Raw genomic sequence first — 17,389 nt, forward strand, 5'->3', positions numbered from 1 at the left:
TGATTATTGAGAAAGCTGCAATATTATTCTGGATTGACTATGGTAACTTCCCAATTTGGGTTTAATTCTTGGAATTCTTTCAAAACTTGATTTTGGGTTTCTTCTAGTATTCTTAAAGTATGTTTAACTGAATAATCTGATAATTTATTTGTAAACTGAAAATAAATTTCCTTTAAAAGAAATTGTTCACCTACAGACCTTTTCATTTTATATATTTTATCTATTTGATCTATTACTAATAGACAATCCATATTAAATAATTCAAATTTATTTTTTATAGCTTTAGCATCTTCTAATCTTATTAACACTCCTTCCCAATCCTGTATTTCATTCATATGCTTACAAGTAAGCAGCCCTTGAGTATCTAATAAATTGGCTCCTCTCAAATTAGACCCTCTCAAATTAGCCTCTCTCAAATCAGAACTACTCAAATTAGCCTCTCTCAAATCAGTTCCATCCAAACTAGAACCAATCAAATTAACCCCTTCCAAATTAGAACCAATCAAATTAGATCCCCTAAAATCAGATTTACTTAAATTAGACCATCCCAAATCAGAACCATTCAAATTAGACCATCTCAAATCAGAACCAAACAAATAAGACTCATTCAAATTAGCCCCACTCAAATTAGTTTCAATCAAATAAGATCCACTTAAATTAGACCCACTCAAATCAGACCGACTCAAATTAGACCCACTTAAATCAGACATAATTAATTTGGATCCACTTAAATCAGACCTAATTAAATTAGAACCTTGCAATTGAATCCCCGTACAGTCCATATCTTTAAATAACCCAAAAACCTTCTTATCCAAACCGGGTAAATGTAAATCTAAATAAGGCAGATACAGATTAGGAAATACCTCAGAGTGATAACGAAGATGCTCACCACCATCGGCCAATAATACTTCGGTTAAAGCAATTCCCAACGGGCTTTTGCTTAATTTTTTAGCACAAGTTTTATTTTTCTCAACCTGTTTAAATAAAGCCAACCATACCGCGGTTAGCAAGTTTAATGCAGGCTTACGAAAATCATCCCCATGCTCGCCGCAATAAAAGGGCTTTAACATATAAACCGCTGCTACTTGCAAACCAACCGCGCCGTCTTCGCGGCTATGGCTGGGCAGATGGCGTTTTGCCCCTGCTTGGCCGTATTCCCGAGCATTTTCGATGTTTAAAGGTATTTCTGATACGGTTTGCTCCGATTCGGCAGCCGCTGTTTCATTATTTGGCTGCTCGCTAGGTTTGGTTTTTTCGGTAATTTTATCTTCCACCAAATGCAAACCGCTTACCCATTCGGCAATTTTATGGAACTCTTTCAGATTAACATCTTTGCGTTGGTTTTCAATTTGATGCACGGTATTTTCATCTCGGAATAACCAAAGAAAAAAAGCAATAGGTGCAGACAGCAGTAACACTAAAAAAGTCCAAACACCGCTGCCTTTTAATACGTCTGCCCAAAATGGATCTTCTTTGAGTATGGGCAATCCGTACCTCCATAAAAAATACAGAACTTCTATTTCTAAAATAGCAGTTAGGAAAACCAATTTCCCTCTAGGTTTTTGATTGAGTTGCTCACGCTTTAGCTTTAACCAATCAAACCCTTTCTTTTTTGTCTTTTTTGTTTCACCTTTATTTGTCGCCATATCTTTTTCTCACAAGCAAAACTCACCAAACCGCCATCAATGCGCTTCTTCCCAATTCGCCCCCGTGCCCACTTCGGCCACCAGCGGCACCGACAGTTTGCCGTCGGCTACGGCGGCCATAATGGCGGGTAGGTTTTGCTCGACGGCGGCTAATTCGGCTTCGGGCACTTCCAATACCAATTCATCATGCACCTGCATAATCAGCTTGCTTTTGAGGCCGTCTGAAACCAACCAGTCGGCCACATGAATCATGGCGCGTTTAATCAGGTCGGAAGCGGTGCCCTGCATGGGGGCGTTAATGGCGACGCGTTCGGCGCCGGCGCGGCGGTTGGCGTTTTTGGCGTGTATATCGGGCAGATAGAGGCGGCGGCCAAACAGGGTTTCGACAAAGCCTTCGCGGGCGGCCTGCTCTTTAATGCGCTGCATATAATCGGCCACGCCGGGATAGCGGGCGAAATAGCGGTCGATAAAGTTTTTGGCGGAAAGGTTGTCGATGCCTAATGATTTGGCCAAGCCATACTGCCCCATGCCGTATATCAGGCCGAAGTTGATGGTTTTGGCATAGCGGCGCTGCTCGGCATTTACGCTTTCGGGGGCGACGCCGAATACTTCGGCGGCGGTGCGGCGGTGAATGTCTTCGCCGTTTTGGAAGGCATCTAGCAGGGTTTTATCGCCGCTGAGGTGCGCCATAATGCGCAATTCGATTTGGGAATAGTCGGCGGATACAATCCTGCTGCCTTCGGGCGCGGCAAAGGCTCGGCGCACGCGGCGGCCTTCTTCGGTACGGATGGGGATGTTTTGCAGGTTGGGGTTGCTGCTGGCGAGCCGTCCGGTAATCACGACGGCTTGGGCGTAAGTGGTGTGCACGCGGCCGGTTTGGGGGTTGATCATTTCGGGCAGTTTGTCGGTGTAGGTCGATTTGAGTTTGGCCAAGCTGCGGTTTTGCAAAATGATTTTCGGCAGCGGGTAGTCGAGTGCCAATTGTTCGAGCACGGCTTCATTGGTTGAAATGCCGCCGCCGGCGGTTTTTTTCAGCCCTTTGGTGGGAATACCCATTTTGCCGAAGAGGATTTCTTGCAGTTGTTTGGGGGAATTGAGGTTAAACGGCTGGCCGGCGATTTCGTAGGCTTCGGTTTCCAATGCCAATAGTTCGCTGCCTAATTCGTGGCTTTGTTGCGTTAGTTCGTTTTTATCAATCAATACGCCGTTGCGCTCCATCATAAACAGCACTTGGGCGACGGGCAGCTCCATGTTTTGATACATATCGCGCTGTTTGTCGTCCATTTGTTGCACCAGATGGCTTTCGATACGCAGGGCGAAATCGGCATCTTGGGCGGCATATTCGACCGCCTGCTCCAGCGCCACATCGGCAAAGCTGATTTGCTTGGCGCCTTTGCCGCATAGGGATTCGTAGGTGATAGTCGGCAAGCCTAAATGGCGTTCGGCCAGTTCGTCCAAGCCGTGCCCCAAATGGCTTTCGAGAATATAGGAAGCCAGCATGGCATCGCCGCTGATGCCGTTGAGGGCGATATTGTAGTTGGCAAAGATGTGTTGGTCGTATTTGAGGTTTTGGCCGATTTTTTTCAGGGCGGGGTTTTCAAGGTGCGGTTTCAGACGGCCTAATACATTATGCAAATCCAGTTGTTCGGGCACGGCGGTGGGCGTATGCCCCAAAGGAATATAAACGGCTTCGCCGGGCTGAAAGGCAATGCTGATGCCGACCAACTGCGCCTGCATAGCGTCTAGGCTGGTGGTTTCGGTGTCGATACCGATGGCTTCGGCTTGTTCCAGTTTGGTTAATAAATCGGCGAAACGGGCTTCGGTGGTTATGGCCTGATAATCGAGTTTTTCAGGCGCTTCGGCAATCGCGGGGGTGTTTTCAGACGGCTTCTCTTCGGCTAAAGCGGCCTGCTCGCCGATATGGGCGGCGCCGAATAAATCGCCGTTGCCTTCGTGTAGCCGCTCTTCGGCTTCTTTCAGCCATGTGCGAAAATTGAGGCGCTTGAATTCAACGGCCAGTTGCGACCATTTTGGTGTGGTGCGGCGCAGGCTTTCGAGGCCGTCTGAAAGTTCGCTGTGTAAATCGAGATCGGTTTTGATGGTCACCAATTGATAAGAAAGCGGCAGTTGCGGCAGCGCGGCTTGTAGGTGTTCGCCCACTTTGCCTTTAATCTCAGAGGCATGATCCATCACGTTTTGCAAGCTGCCGTATTGCGCCAGCCATTTGGCGGCGGTTTTGGGGCCGCATTTTTCAACGCCGGGCACGTTGTCCACTTTGTCGCCCATTAAAGCCAGATAGTCGATAATTTGGTCGGGGCGTACGCCGAATTTGTTTTGCACGCCTTCGGTGTCGAGCGTTTCGTTGCTCATGGTGTTGACTAGGGTAACGTGTTGGCTCACAAGCTGCGCCATGTCTTTATCGCCGGTGGAAATCACCACGTCCCACCCTGCGGCTTCGCCCTGTTTGGCTAAAGTGCCGATAACGTCATCGGCCTCAACATCGGGCACCACCAATACCGGCCAGCCCATCAGCCGCACCAAGTCGGGCAACATTTCCGCTTGCGGGCGCAATTCATCAGGCATCGGCGGGCGCGTGGCTTTGTAGTCGGGATACATTTCGTGGCGGAAGTTTTTGCCTTTGGCATCAAACACTACCGCACAATAATCGTGCACATAATCGGCACGCAGGCGGCGCAACATATTGAGTACGCCGTATAGGGCGCCGGTGGGTGTGCCGTCGGGCGCGGTAAGCGGTGCCATAGCGTGAAAAGCGCGATAAAGATAGGAAGAACCGTCAACAAGAAGCAGGGTTTGAGACATAATAATAGGCCGTCTGAAAAGATAAAAGATACCGGATTATAAGGGATATAAGCGGCGGTGTATTTGCACTCGCCTTGAGAATGCGAAAAACCCGCCTGATGGCGGGTTTCGTTGTTTAATGCGTTTGGTGATTAGTTATTGTTTGTCCAATCATCCAATTCTTTTTCGGCCTGCTCTTTGGTATAGCCGTAGCGCTCTTGGATTTTACCAACCAATTGGTCGCGTTTGCCTTCGGCTACTTTCCAATCGTCGTCAGTTAGTTTGCCCCATTTTTCTTTGGCTTTACCAACAAATTGATCCCACTTGCCTTCGATTTGATCCCAATTCATATTTTTTCCTCTCATTATTTTGTTTCATTAAACATTAAATTTTCACGCATATAATATTCGCGTTCAATGCGTATTTTTATATTACATGATTTATTTTTATTTTCAACGGTTTAAAACTTACAAAAAATTAAAATATAAACGAATCAAAAAGTTAAGCCTGAAATTTAACGCTTATTTTTCATATTTTTAAATAATTTCAATAAGATATGGTTTTTATTTTTTTAATTTAATAAATTTCAATTCCTATGGTTTTTTTATTTTTGAAAAACAAACTATATATCATAAAAAAACAATTGTTTATTTAATAACTAAAGATAAAACCTTAATCAATTAAGTGGCAAAAAATTTACCATTGCTATAACTAATTATTTTCTTATTAACAATATATTTATCATTCATAATAATTTGTAAATTTATGCAATTGGTAAATCTTGGCTAACATGTTTTAATAGAGCCGGATATTACTGCTTATATCTTTAAATTATTTCTAAGTTAATAAAATAACTTTAACAGCAATATCTTTCCACCACATATCAATTAATGAATAAAGGATAAAAATATGTTACGTTATGCCGTTATCTTTTTTGTGATTGCCATTATTGCTGCGGTTTTCGGGTTCGGCGGTATTGCCGGTACTGCGGCCGGTATTGCTAAATTCTTATTTATCGCTTTCTTGGTATTAGCCGTATTGTCATTGATTTTCGGCCGTCGTAAATAAAACCTCCGAATTTCTTTCTTCGTTTGATAAATGACAGGCCGTCTGAATATGTTTCAGACGGCCTATAATCATTTCAGCTATACCCTTTTTTATATTTCCTTAATCAATACTTCTCTTTTTCATTAGGCCGTCTGAAAACTTAAAGTTCTTATACAGCAACCATCTAAGGTTTAAACCAATATGCTGTAAAATAGTCCGCTTATTGATTAAGCCGTCTGAAACCATGTTTTCCATATTGCTCCGCCATGCAGATTTTATTGCCATCAACAAACCGCCGGGTATAGGCGTTCACCAAGATAAAGATTCAGACGGCCTCACCCGACTCTTGGCCGCTCAACTCGGTTTAGAACGCGTTTGGCTGGTACACCGCTTAGACAAGCCCACCAGCGGCATTTTGCTGTTTGCCCTAAACGAGCAAGCCGCTTCCCAACTGGCACAACAATTCGCCGCCAAAACCATCCGCAAAACCTATCTGGCTTTAAGCGATCGCAAACCTTCCAAAAAGCAAGGCTGGATAAAAGGCGGCATGGCCAAAGCCCGGCGCGGCGCATGGAAACTCACCCGCGAGATGGAAAACCCTGCCGTTACACAATTTCACTGCATGAGTATTGAAACGGGTTTGCGCCTATTTGTTTTACAGCCGCACACAGGCAAAACCCACCAACTGCGCGTAGCCATGAAAAGCATCGGCAGCCCGATTCTGGGCGACAGCCTATACGGCGGCACTCAAGCAGCAAGACTTTATCTGCACGCATGGCAGCTTTCTTTTGATTTCAACAATCAACGCCACTACATCACCGCCCCGCTTGATGAAAACTGGCCGAACCAAATTCAAACGCTCTTAATCGATACCGCATACCGCTACAAATAAGAATAAAAAGTCATTCATTCCATAAAAAGTAGCATAAAAACAGTAAATTATCTTTATTTTGGTTTTTTTCGTCCAAATATCGGCCATTACATCGTTTAAAGAGGGTAAAAATTAATTTTATATTGTATTATTAAGCAAGAAAAACTAATTTTATATAGTGTTTACAAGAAGATATAACCCATATTAAATAAAAGAGGGAGGCAGTGATGTTGAGAAAATTTGTATTCGGATTAGGTTTATTGGCTCTTGCAAGTTGCAGCTCCATGAGTGGAAACACAGGAAAAGATAAAATGACTTGGCTTATTTATAAAGATATTGATAAGTCTATGCAGGCAATATCTTTTGAGAGAAAACCAAGCGCAAACAATGGCCAAACAGATCCACTTTACAATAGTCACGGAACGGCGTTAAAAAGAAACGGAACGGATAATGACTACTCTACATTGGGCGACCTCTATTATTTAGTTGATAATGACGGAACTAAAATGTCGGCATTATTCTTACTGGGCAATGAATCGTTAAATCCCAGAAATAAAGAGGATATGCGTAAATTGGCACAATCCAAACAATTTGATTTTTATGAGTTTGGCAAAGGCCGCACTGCCCATGCGCAATATTCCGCCAAAGACAATATCTGTAAAAGCTTCAGGTCAAGACAGGGCGTTAATGTGGAAATGGCAACCAGTTATTATGTAGGAGATAACTATGCGAATTTCTATACCAGCTTTATTTCCGGAAATATCAGCCGAAGAGATGTGAAAGTCAATAACTACACGCATAGTTTTTCAAATAGAGAAACTCAAGAAGGCCTTAAAGAAACAGCGGAAAAATACGGCAGAAATTTAGCCCGAAGAAACTTGATTGAGAAAGCCACGCTATTGATTAATGTTGTTTGTCAATAAATTAACCATTTATAGGAAGAAGTACCCCATATTGAATCAAAGGAGGGAGACAATGATGTTGAGAAAATTTGTATTCGGATTAGGTGTATTAGCTCTTGCGAGCTGCGGCTCCATAGGGGGAAACATGGCGGGAAACAACAATGACGACCAATTAACGTGGTTTACTTATATAGATATTGATAAGTCTCCGCAAACAATATCGTTTATGCGGGAAGTAAGTGTAAGCGACGATGGTGCCATTATCATTCACAATACTCCGGGGATAGTATTAAGAAAAACCGGAGCGGGTAATGAACGCGAGAAGCTGGGAAACCTCCACAATTTGGATAACGGCAACGGGGAAACAATGTTAACCATATTTTTACAGGATCAGAAACAATCATTGAATCCTAACAATAAAGATCATATGCAGCAGTTGGCACAATCCAAGCAATTTGATTTTTATGAGTTCGGTAAAGGCCGTGCGACGCATGCGCAATTTTCTGCCCAAGATAATATTTGCCAAAGCTTTAAATCCCGACGGGGTGTTAATGTGAAAATGGCAACCACTTATTATGCAGAAAATAATTATGCTAATTTCTACACCAGCTTTACTTCCGGAAATATTCGCCCCAAACAGGTGAAAATTACTAACTATGAGCATAGTTTTTCAAATCAGGAAGCACAGCAACAATTTCAAGAAACAGCAGAAAAAAATGGCAGAAATTTAGCCCAAAGAAGTTTGCGCGGGCAAGCTAATATATTAGCTAATGTGGTTTGCCAATAAGCTATCTATTTATAAGCTGTAAAATGTAGGGCGGAATGAAATGAACTAAATAGGTTCATCTTATTCCGCCCTATCATTTAAGGTTTGATATGCAAATATTGTTTATTTTTAGAAAGAAATATAAATGTTAAAGAGCAATAATCATTGCAACTTATCATCCGTTTTTTGCGGTAAGCTATTTAACAAGCTTTCGCCTATCTTAAATTAGGCCGTCTGAAACCCAATGACAACCAACACCATAACCGCCCAAACCCTAACGCACCGGCTCTTTTTTAGCCAGTTTTCTATTTTAGCGAGATATAAAACCGTTTAACCGCCCAAACTTATTTTTACACATAATCCCGTTATAATCGGCAAATGACTCTTGATAACCGCTATTTATTCATGAAACCGCTTTTATACTGCATGGCACTCGGCATCGGCCTCAGCGCCCCCTTGCCCGCTCATGCCGTAACCTATATTTGTAAAGACGGCAACCGGGCCGTTTTTTCTACCGAAAAACTCAATGCCAGCTGCCAACCGTCGCAAATGAGCGGTTCGGATCGTAATGCCCCCAAATCGGTTTCTTCCGAAGATACCACAGTTATCGAATCGACGGCCCCCAAAAAACCTTCGAATAGCCCTGCTGCTAAAAATAGCGGTATGCCTAAAAAAGTCAGCCCGCCTGCAACAGCGGCACCGCAGGCTTTCGAAGCGCATGAAATGGATGATATCTTCAAAACCATACCGCCCATTCCGAATGACGATATTAAAATTGCGCCGTCAACACCCAACACCAGTATCACCAATACCATTGACGCGGCTTCCCAAGATATGGAAATCAAACTGCGCAATGAAAAACAAAAGCGGCGGGCGCCGGTAATTGTGGTGCCGAAAATTTCCACACCGCCTGCCGAACAACAGCTTTCACGCCAGCAGATTATAAAAAACGAAATCCGTGATCAACAATCGGCCTTAACCAAAACACGCGCCCAACTCAACGCCGCGCGTAAAAAAGGCGATAAGGCCAAAATCAACAGCCTACAACTTGACATACTCGACTACGAAGCCAGCATCAAGGCTATGCAATTTGAAATGACCCATTAATCAGCCATATTTAAAGCCAAAGGCCGTCTGAAACCTTTTCAGACGGCCTTCAAAATAAAGCGGCGAACCCTATCGGTCTAACTCATACCGACACATTACACTGCGTTTTTATATCCCAAACAACGGGCGGATATACAAGCCGCCCTCTAAACACCTAAGGCCGTCTGAAAATAAAGCTGAGCTTGCATACGATTGCTTTAGAATAATTCGATCACTTAAAACCATCTTTTCCGTTTACAAAAATCCTATAAAAAAGGCGGATAAATCAATTATCCGCCTTTTTTAGTTAATGATGATTTTATTTTTGGTCATAAAATACTTAATTACCCGATGCGGCTAAAGCCTGCTGCAAATCGGCAAGTAAATCATCAATATGCTCGATGCCGACCGACAAGCGCACCATGTCTTCACCCACGCCTGCTTGCGCTAATTCTTCCGCATTCAATTGGCGGTGGGTGGTACTGGCAGGATGGGTGGCCAACGATTTGGCATCACCGATATTCACCAAACGGGTAAACAATTTTAGTGCATCAATAAACTTACCACCCGCCTCAATGCCGCCTTTAATGCCGAAGCTCAACAAGCCCGAAGCTTTGCCGCTAAAATCGCGTTCGATTAACGCTTTATACGGGCTATCTGTCAAGCCGGGATAATTGACCCATGCTACTTGCGGGTGGTTTTGCAAAAACTCGGCTACTTTCAGAGCGTTTTCACTATGCCGCTCCATGCGTAAGGCCAGCGTTTCCAAGCCTTGTAAAATCAAAAAGACATTCATCGGGCTAATGGCAGCACCGGTATTGCGCAGCGGCACCACACGGGCACGGGCGATAAAAGCTGCCGCACCGAAATGTTCGCTGTAATTCACGCCATGATAAGACACATCGGGGGTGGTTAATACGCGGAAACGGTCGCCTTTTGTCCAATCGAATTTGCCGCTGTCGATAATCGCACCGCCAATACTGTTGCCGTGACCATTAATATATTTGGTGAGCGACTCCACCACAATATCCGCACCCAATTCTATCGGGCGGCATAAAGCGGGGGAAGCAACGGTATTGTCCACCACCAAAGGCAGGCCTTGCGCATGAGCCGCTTGTGCGAAAGCGGGAATATCCACCACATTAATCGCCGGATTGCCAATACTCTCGCAATAAACCAACTTGGTGCGTTCGTCGGTATATTTGGCAATATCTTCCGGTTTGTCGGCATCGATAAAACGCACTTCGATACCCTGTTTGGGCAGGGTGTGGGCAAATAGGTTATAGGTGCCGCCGTAAAGCGTTTTGGTAGCGATAATATTGTCGCCCGCTTCGGCCAATGTTTGCACGGTATAAGTAATCGCCGCCATACCGCTGGCAACACACAAAGCGGCCATACCACCCTCAATCGCGGCCAAACGCTCTTCCAATACCGCAGTGGTGGGGTTCATAATGCGGGTATAGATATTGCCGGCCACATTCAGGTTAAACAAATCCGCACCATGTTGAGTATTGTCAAAAGCATAGCTGGCGGTTTGATAAATCGGTACGGCTACCGCTTTGGTGGTCGGTTCGGGGCTATATCCGGCATGAATAGCTTGGGTTTCAAGTTTCATCTTGTCATCCTAATGGTTTTCAGACGGCCTTGGCGGCTTTGATATTGTCGATAAATTTATCAAACAGATAAGCCACATCATGCGGGCCGGGACTGGCTTCGGGGTGGCCTTGGAAACTGAAAGCGGCACGGTCGGTTAACTCAATACCCTGCAAAGAACCGTCGAACAGCGAACGGTGGGTCACTTTCACATAATCCGGCAGGCTGTCTGCATCCACTTCAAAACCGTGGTTTTGGCTGGTAATCATCACTTTTTTGCTGTCTAAATCCTGCACCGGATGGTTGGCGCCATGATGGCCGAATGCCATCTTGCGGGTTTTACCACCTACGGCCAAGCCCAATAATTGATGCCCCAAACAAATACCGAATAATGGTTTTTTACTCTCTAATAAAGTTTTCACGGCAGTAATGGCATAATCGCACGGCTCGGGATCACCGGGGCCGTTGGATAAAAATACGCCGTCGGGATTCATCGCCAACACATCTTCGGCAGGCGTTTTGGCAGGCACCACGGTTAAACGGCAACCGCGCTCGGCCAACATCCGCAAAATATTGGTTTTTACACCGAAATCATAGGCAACCACATGATAAGGCTGGGTAGCAGGCTGTTTGAACCCTTCGCCCAAATGCCACTCGCCTTCGGTCCATTCATACTGCTGTTCGCAAGTCACTTCCTGCGCCAAATCCTTGCCCACCATACTGCCGAAAGCGGCAATCAACTCACGCGCTTTGTCTTCGGTAGCATCCGCTCCGGTTAGAATCGCACCGGCTTGTGCGCCTTTATCACGCAGAATACGGGTCAGGCGGCGGGTATCGATATCGGCAATAGCAACGGTTTTGTTGCGTACCAAATAATCTTGCAGGCTTTCTTCGCTGCGGAAATTACTGTGCAAAACCGGTAAATCGCGAATAATCAAACCGGCCGCATGTACTTCTTTGCTTTCCACGTCTTCACCGTTGGTACCGGTATTGCCGATATGGGGGTAAGTCAGCGTTACAATTTGTTTGCGGTAAGAGGGGTCGGTTAGGATTTCCTGATATCCGGTCATTGAAGTATTGAATACCACTTCTCCTGAAGTTCGGCCTTCATAACCGATAGAAATACCGTGAAACACACTGCCGTCGGCGAGAACAAGAATTGCGGGGGTCGTCATGATGGTTTCCTGTAAGATTTGATTTTGTAAGCAGGCCGTCTGAAAAGCATATTAGCAAAAACAATTTTCAGACGGCCTCAAGCATCCGGCTAAAAAAAAACACGCCGCACAGCTGATCGGTAAACTGTGTTACGTGCTTTTTCAGGGCATAACGCTATGCCACACAAGCAATGTATTCTAAGCCAAAAAGGGCCGGAACTCAAGAAAAGAGACAGTACCCCCGCCTTTTGGTATAACCACCCACCCCATCACATAACAACGGCAGATATTGTTTCATTTTTGCAAAAACCACTGCCGAATAAAATCTTGATAACACAAACTAATAAGCCATACCAAATAGATATGCTAAAATCGTTACGAATCCCAACACTTCATTACGATTTCCAACAATAATGATATGCCGCTGTATCCTATAAAAACAGCGCTAAAAATGAAAGACGGCACATTATGAAAAAAACATCACTCCGCTTGCGCACCTCCGTGCGCCCGATTATTTACAGCCTTTTGGCCGCATTCCCGCTACTAGCAGCAGGTGAAGCTGCCGCCCAATTCGCCGATACCCCGCTGTATCTTCAAAAACAAACCACTATTTCCGGCGGTGCCGGGCAAGTTAAGCCTAATGTTATGTTACTGATTGACGATTCGGGCAGTATGCAATGGGTACCGGAAAAGGATGGTACCTTTCCCACCCGAGAAAATGGGTTAAAATCGCGGATGCAGATTACCCAAGATGCCCTCAAAACCGTTGTTAATAAATATACCAATCAAATCAATTGGGGGTTCCAAACATTAAATAACAACTCAAATGTTAATCTTCCAGACTACACTGATGATCATAGTGTTATTTTAAACCATATCAACAGAATTAATCCCGGTGGAGGCACACCGACCACCCGTCGCTACTATGAAGTTTCAAACATTGTAAGAAACAACACACAATATCGCTGTCAGCAAAACTATATTGTGGTTTTATCTGATGGTGATGCGAACCTGAGTTGTGATGACAAAGGCAATCAAATATTTAATCCTAGCGATTCCTACTTTACCAATATAAATAATGTCCCCGGTCAATGCGTACCTAGAAGAGTTAATCCTTATCACTCTTTTTGGGATCTCGACAATGGCACAGAACCCGCCGGCTTAAGATTTCTCAGTCAAATACTTGCTACAAAAGACTTTAAAACATCCGGCACCGACCTTACCGGTAAAAGTTGGAATGGCGATCCGGCAGACCCCAAAGACAGCAGCGGCAGAAGCCGATATACCAGACAGATTGTTGAAACTTATACGGTAGGCTTTGGTAGCGGCCTTTCCCAACAAGGTAGACAGTATCTTGAAAAAGGAGCCAGCCAAGCGGGTTATTTTTATAATGCCTCGAATGAAGATGGATTAATTGAAGCATTCCAAGGTATTTTTAACAGCATCGAAAACCAAAACTTAAACCAAGCAGAAGAAGGTGTCGGCACATCCGCCCCGGCGATTACCGGTAATAGCGGCAACAATAATGTGCCGGATACGGCGGTAACCGTACAGTTGGATCCTCAATATTGGAGCAGCCAACTGCGCTTTTACAATATTAATGCCGACCGCACCATCAGCACATCATACCAACTACCCTATTTCGGCAACCGTAAAACGCTGATTAATAACGGACAAGGTGTTTTCTGGGCAGATGATTTCAACCAATACGGCAGCAATGATTTCTTCGGCCTGCCCGCAGCGCATGCAGATGAATGGCAAGCCGCTTTAATGCCGTGGACCATCCGCAGCAAAAGCAAAAGCGATGCCACCATTAAAAGCGAATCGGAAACCACACCCTATAGCCAAACCTACCGTGACCGTAATTTAGATTCGGAAGGAAACCCTGTACAAGGTAAACGCGACTTAGGCGATATTTTGGATAGCGGTATCGCCACCATCGGCGATACCGGCGGCAATAAAGGCCGCCAAGAGTTTTTAGTTACCGCAGCCAATGACGGTATGGTACATCTCTTCCAACGTTCCGATCTAAGCAATTACCCTTATGAACTTAAGCTCAGCTATATCCCCGCAGCAATGGAGCGTGATCCGGGCAATGGTGGCGAAACACTCGGTAAAACATTAAAAGAAGTAGCCGCCCAAGGATACGGCACCGAGAATCCTCACCGTTATATGGTGAATGGCGGTTTTGTCGTACGCCGCACAGCCAATATGAATACAGGTAACGATGCCGATACCAATCAACGACGTCAAGTCGTTATGTTCGGTGCAATGGGACAAGGCGGACGCGGTGCCTACGCTTTACAAGTCGGCGGTAAAGATCGGAACGGTACACCCGTCGGCTTAAACAGCAATTCCAACGGATGGAATACTCAAGTTCCCTTGTTTGAAACAGAAAAGGGCGAAAACAATACATTAGGCTATACCGTAGGTACACCGCAAATCGGCCGTGTTTCCACCCAACGCAACCCGGATGAAGCCGTCGACCCCAATAAAAATGTACGTTATGCCGCCTTTATGGGCAGCGGATACCGTCGTCAGGATATTAATGACAGCCTGAATGAAACGGCTTTATATGTTTATGACCTACTCGGCCAGGAAGCATCAACAGGCGTGAAAACCGGAGCCGCTGCCGGTACGGTTATTCAAAAAATTTCCGTACCCAACGGCGTTGGCGGCTTATCTAGCCCCACTTTGCTCGATATAGATTTCGACGGTATTGTCGATATCGCTTATGCGGGTGATTACGGCGGTAATATGTACCGTTTCGACCTACGCGGTAAGCCGACCAGTTGGAAAGTGACCCGTATTTTTACAGGCGATAGCAAACAACCGATTACGGCTGCCCCGGCCGTGTCACGCCGTGGCGTCAATAAATATGTGGTAATATTCGGTACCGGTAGCGATGTATATCAATCGGATTTGGATAACAAAGACAGACAAGCCGTTTATGGTATTTTCGAAGATTTAACCTATAACGAAAATGCCCCGGCCGAACAACCTGCAACAGCAGGCGACCTATTGGAACAAACATTCACTACTCAAGAGGTAGACGGCCAATCATTCCGTTTCTTAAGCAATAACCTTATCCGTCCGAATCATAAGGGCTGGAAAATCAGCTTGGGTGAAAATGACGGCGAGCGTATCGTTATCAAGCCGACTATGATTCTCCGCACTGCCGTACTCAGCACTCGAGTCTATTCATATACCGAGAAAAAAACCAATGCCGGTGATGTATGCCTGCCGGAAACCACCGAGGTTTCAACGGATACCAATAGCTGGATATTGGCGGTTAATGCCGAAACGGGTGGCGGCTTAAAACGTACCGATGCGCATATCGACTTTATCCAACGCCCCGTTCTGCTTGATAATTATTATGCCAACGGTCAAAAGAAAAGCGGTATTGTAAACTTCTCTTACGTTGATCCTTTACAACGTCTCACCGACAGCGCAGTTACCTTAGATGGTGATAGCGGCGGCAACGGTACTGATTCCACTGCCAACGGACCGGGTGCGATACCTAAAAACCAATGTTTTGTCCAACAATCGGATCGGTTCTTGGCGCTCAATACCGGCGAAACACCGGCGGTACAAGGTAGAAACTGTGTTATCCGCCGCATCAGCTGGCGTGAAATTTTCTAGTCCGCTAGGAAAACATTAAGATTAGGATTGACAGGCGAATATAAGTTTTATATTATTCTGCTCTCTTCGGGTCGTTAGCTCAGCTGGTAGAGCAGCGGACTTTTAATCCGTTGGTCGAAGGTTCGAATCCTTCACGACCCACCAAATTCAAATAAAAAGCCTAAACATTGAAGTTTAGGCTTTTTTCTTTGTTTTTTACTTCCATTTTACCGCCCCATTAACTTTATACCGATAAAGATTTTCTTTTAAGGTATCGCAAAGGGTAAGAATGATAAATCCATCACATAAGCATTCGGATTGGACCAATCTACCTTAACGGTAATATATTCACTTAAATAAGGCTCGGGATTTTGTTCCATTGGCGGGCTGACAAAGCGGACCATTTCCCCTGTTTGCGGATGATGTGCCGAAGCAATAATTTCATATCGGTTGGCATAGTGATCACTTACTTTCCTACGCCATGTGCGCACCTCCTCTACCATAGCCTGAATTTCTACGCCCTGTGCAATAGCCTGCTGTTGCCCTTTATATTTCGGCAATAAAATAAAGAAAAATAATCCGCCTAATATTATGGTAGCCAACCAAGTAATCGGATGGGGAACAAAAATCGCAGCCAATATAGCAGCTATCAGAAATACACCCGCTATCACTAAAGTAGTCAATGTTATCATCTTAATTCCATTTATATTATACAGGCCGTCTGAAACGATATTTCAGACGGCCTGTGCTTATATTTTACCAATGTGCCATATTATCTCGGTGTATCAACTCCGGTTCATTCACATAACCGAGCTTATTGGCAATCTGTTCCGATGGCGTACGCAAAATTTTACTGATTTCACCACTACTATAATTCACCAAACCTCTGGCGATTTCCTTACCTTCGGTGTTCAAAACAGCAACCAATTCGCCCCGATGAAAATGGCCGTCTACCCGTACACAACCAACCGATAACAAACTACGATGGCCTTGGGTCAATGCTTTTTCGGCACCCTCGTCCACTATAATACTACCTGCCTGTTGGACATGCCCAAGCAACCATTGCTTACGAGCCGCCACTCGACTATGACTGCTGGTAAACAAAGTACCAATCTGCTCGCCAGCCATCAAACGTACTAAAATATTTTCCTCATGACCGGAAGCTACCACGGTGGAAGCCCCGCTCAAAGCCGCCCGTTTGGCTGCACGCACTTTGGTATACATCCCCCCCGTACCAATACCGCTACCGGCTCCGCCCGCCATTTCTTCCAATCCGGGATGTTCTGCTTCAATGCAATGAATAAACCGAGCCTGAGGGTTTTTACGCGGATCACTATCATACAACCCTTTTTGATCAGTCAAAATAATCAGAGCATCGGCATCAACCAAATTAGTGACCAATGCCCCTAAGGTATCGTTGTCACCCAACTTAATTTCATCAATAGTTACCGTATCGTTTTCATTGATAATCGGCACAATGCCTTTAGAAAGCAACATGCGCAACGTACTGCGCGCATTGAGATAGCGGGTACGGTTACTTAAGTCTTCATGGGTGAGCAAAATTTGAGCCGTATGGATTTTATGTGGATAAAAAGCCGTTTCATAAGCCTGCGCCAATCCCATCTGCCCGACTGCTGCCGCTGCTTGTAATTCATTTAAAGCCGTCGGCCGTTTCGGCCAACCTAAGCGCTTAATACCCTCGGCAATCGCACCGCTGGATACAAAAACAACATCCATTCCGTTTTTTTGTAGCTGCGCAATTTGTGTTGCCCATTGATTCAAAGCAGCCTGATCTATCCCGCGCCCTTCGGACGTAACCAAACTGGAACCAACCTTTACCACAATTAATTTTGCATTCTTTAAGCTACGCCCTTTTTTATCCATACTATTCATCCTTTTTCAGA

At 44.9% G+C, this 17,389-nt stretch carries 13 protein-coding genes and 1 tRNA gene; 7 read left to right on the top strand and 7 right to left on the bottom strand.

Features of this window, described 5'->3' with window-relative positions; genetic code table 11:
* Nucleotides 1–23 precede the first annotated feature (23 nt).
* From NXS09_RS06245 to NXS09_RS06255, 3 genes are all read right to left on the bottom strand, one after another.
* A complete protein-coding gene (locus NXS09_RS06245) occupies nt 24–1,646 on the bottom strand; it encodes a pentapeptide repeat-containing protein (protein ID WP_259291694.1) in 1,623 nt (540 codons plus the stop codon).
* Nucleotides 1,647–1,682: 36 nt separating this feature from the next.
* Nucleotides 1,683–4,466 (bottom strand): DNA polymerase I, encoded by a 2,784-nt coding sequence (gene polA / locus NXS09_RS06250; protein ID WP_259291695.1) that lies wholly within the window; start codon nt 4,464–4,466, stop codon nt 1,683–1,685.
* Nucleotides 4,467–4,597: 131 nt separating this feature from the next.
* Complete coding sequence (locus NXS09_RS06255) at nt 4,598–4,795, bottom strand: CsbD family protein (RefSeq protein ID WP_151049693.1); 198 nt, start codon at nt 4,793–4,795, stop codon at nt 4,598–4,600.
* 559 nt (nt 4,796–5,354) lie between these two features.
* Between NXS09_RS06255 and NXS09_RS06260 the strand changes: the two genes are divergently transcribed.
* The 5 genes from NXS09_RS06260 (at nt 5,355) to NXS09_RS06280 (ending at nt 9,138) form a co-directional block, all read left to right on the top strand.
* Nucleotides 5,355–5,513, top strand: coding sequence for a DUF1328 domain-containing protein (locus NXS09_RS06260; protein ID WP_259291696.1), 159 nt, complete (start codon nt 5,355–5,357; stop codon nt 5,511–5,513).
* 223 nt (nt 5,514–5,736) lie between these two features.
* The gene (locus NXS09_RS06265) at nt 5,737–6,384 is read left to right on the top strand and encodes a TIGR01621 family pseudouridine synthase (RefSeq protein ID WP_259291697.1); all 648 of its coding nucleotides are present in this window, start codon (nt 5,737–5,739) and stop codon (nt 6,382–6,384) included.
* 206 nt (nt 6,385–6,590) lie between these two features.
* Entirely contained in the window at nt 6,591–7,286 is a 696-nt protein-coding gene (locus tag NXS09_RS06270) for a DUF8095 domain-containing protein (RefSeq protein ID WP_259291698.1), read from the top strand.
* Nucleotides 7,287–7,338: 52 nt separating this feature from the next.
* Nucleotides 7,339–8,052 carry a DUF8095 domain-containing protein gene (locus NXS09_RS06275; protein WP_259291699.1) on the top strand — a complete coding sequence of 238 codons (714 nt, stop codon included), beginning with the start codon at nt 7,339–7,341 and terminating at the stop codon, nt 8,050–8,052.
* A gap of 384 nt (nt 8,053–8,436) precedes the next feature.
* The gene (locus NXS09_RS06280) at nt 8,437–9,138 is read left to right on the top strand and encodes a hypothetical protein (protein WP_259291700.1); all 702 of its coding nucleotides are present in this window, start codon (nt 8,437–8,439) and stop codon (nt 9,136–9,138) included.
* A gap of 319 nt (nt 9,139–9,457) precedes the next feature.
* Here NXS09_RS06280 and NXS09_RS06285 read toward each other — a convergent pair whose 3' ends face one another.
* Both NXS09_RS06285 and carA read right to left on the bottom strand, forming a co-directional pair.
* A complete protein-coding gene (locus NXS09_RS06285; RefSeq protein WP_259291701.1) occupies nt 9,458–10,732 on the bottom strand; it encodes an O-acetylhomoserine aminocarboxypropyltransferase/cysteine synthase family protein in 1,275 nt (424 codons plus the stop codon).
* A 19-nt stretch (nt 10,733–10,751) separates the two neighbouring features.
* Nucleotides 10,752–11,885 carry a glutamine-hydrolyzing carbamoyl-phosphate synthase small subunit gene (gene carA, locus NXS09_RS06290; RefSeq protein ID WP_259291702.1) on the bottom strand — a complete coding sequence of 378 codons (1,134 nt, stop codon included), beginning with the start codon at nt 11,883–11,885 and terminating at the stop codon, nt 10,752–10,754.
* Nucleotides 11,886–12,332: 447 nt separating this feature from the next.
* Between carA and pilC the strand changes: the two genes are divergently transcribed.
* Together pilC and NXS09_RS06300 are read left to right on the top strand one after the other, a co-directional pair.
* On the top strand, nt 12,333–15,506 hold the full coding sequence (pilC, locus tag NXS09_RS06295) for a PilC family type IV pilus tip adhesin (protein WP_259291703.1): 3,174 nt from the start codon (nt 12,333–12,335) through the stop codon (nt 15,504–15,506).
* 68 nt (nt 15,507–15,574) lie between these two features.
* Nucleotides 15,575–15,650 (top strand) — tRNA-Lys (locus NXS09_RS06300).
* 101 nt (nt 15,651–15,751) lie between these two features.
* Here the strand turns inward: NXS09_RS06300 and NXS09_RS06305 are convergent.
* Both NXS09_RS06305 and proB read right to left on the bottom strand, forming a co-directional pair.
* Nucleotides 15,752–16,177 carry a hypothetical protein gene (locus NXS09_RS06305; RefSeq protein ID WP_259291704.1) on the bottom strand — a complete coding sequence of 142 codons (426 nt, stop codon included), beginning with the start codon at nt 16,175–16,177 and terminating at the stop codon, nt 15,752–15,754.
* 64 nt (nt 16,178–16,241) lie between these two features.
* A complete protein-coding gene (gene proB, locus NXS09_RS06310; RefSeq protein WP_259291705.1) occupies nt 16,242–17,369 on the bottom strand; it encodes a glutamate 5-kinase in 1,128 nt (375 codons plus the stop codon).
* Nucleotides 17,370–17,389 lie beyond the last annotated feature (20 nt).

It is taken from the genome of Neisseria montereyensis, assembly GCF_024834045.1.
GTDB classification, from domain to species: Bacteria; Pseudomonadota; Gammaproteobacteria; order Burkholderiales; family Neisseriaceae; genus Neisseria; species Neisseria montereyensis.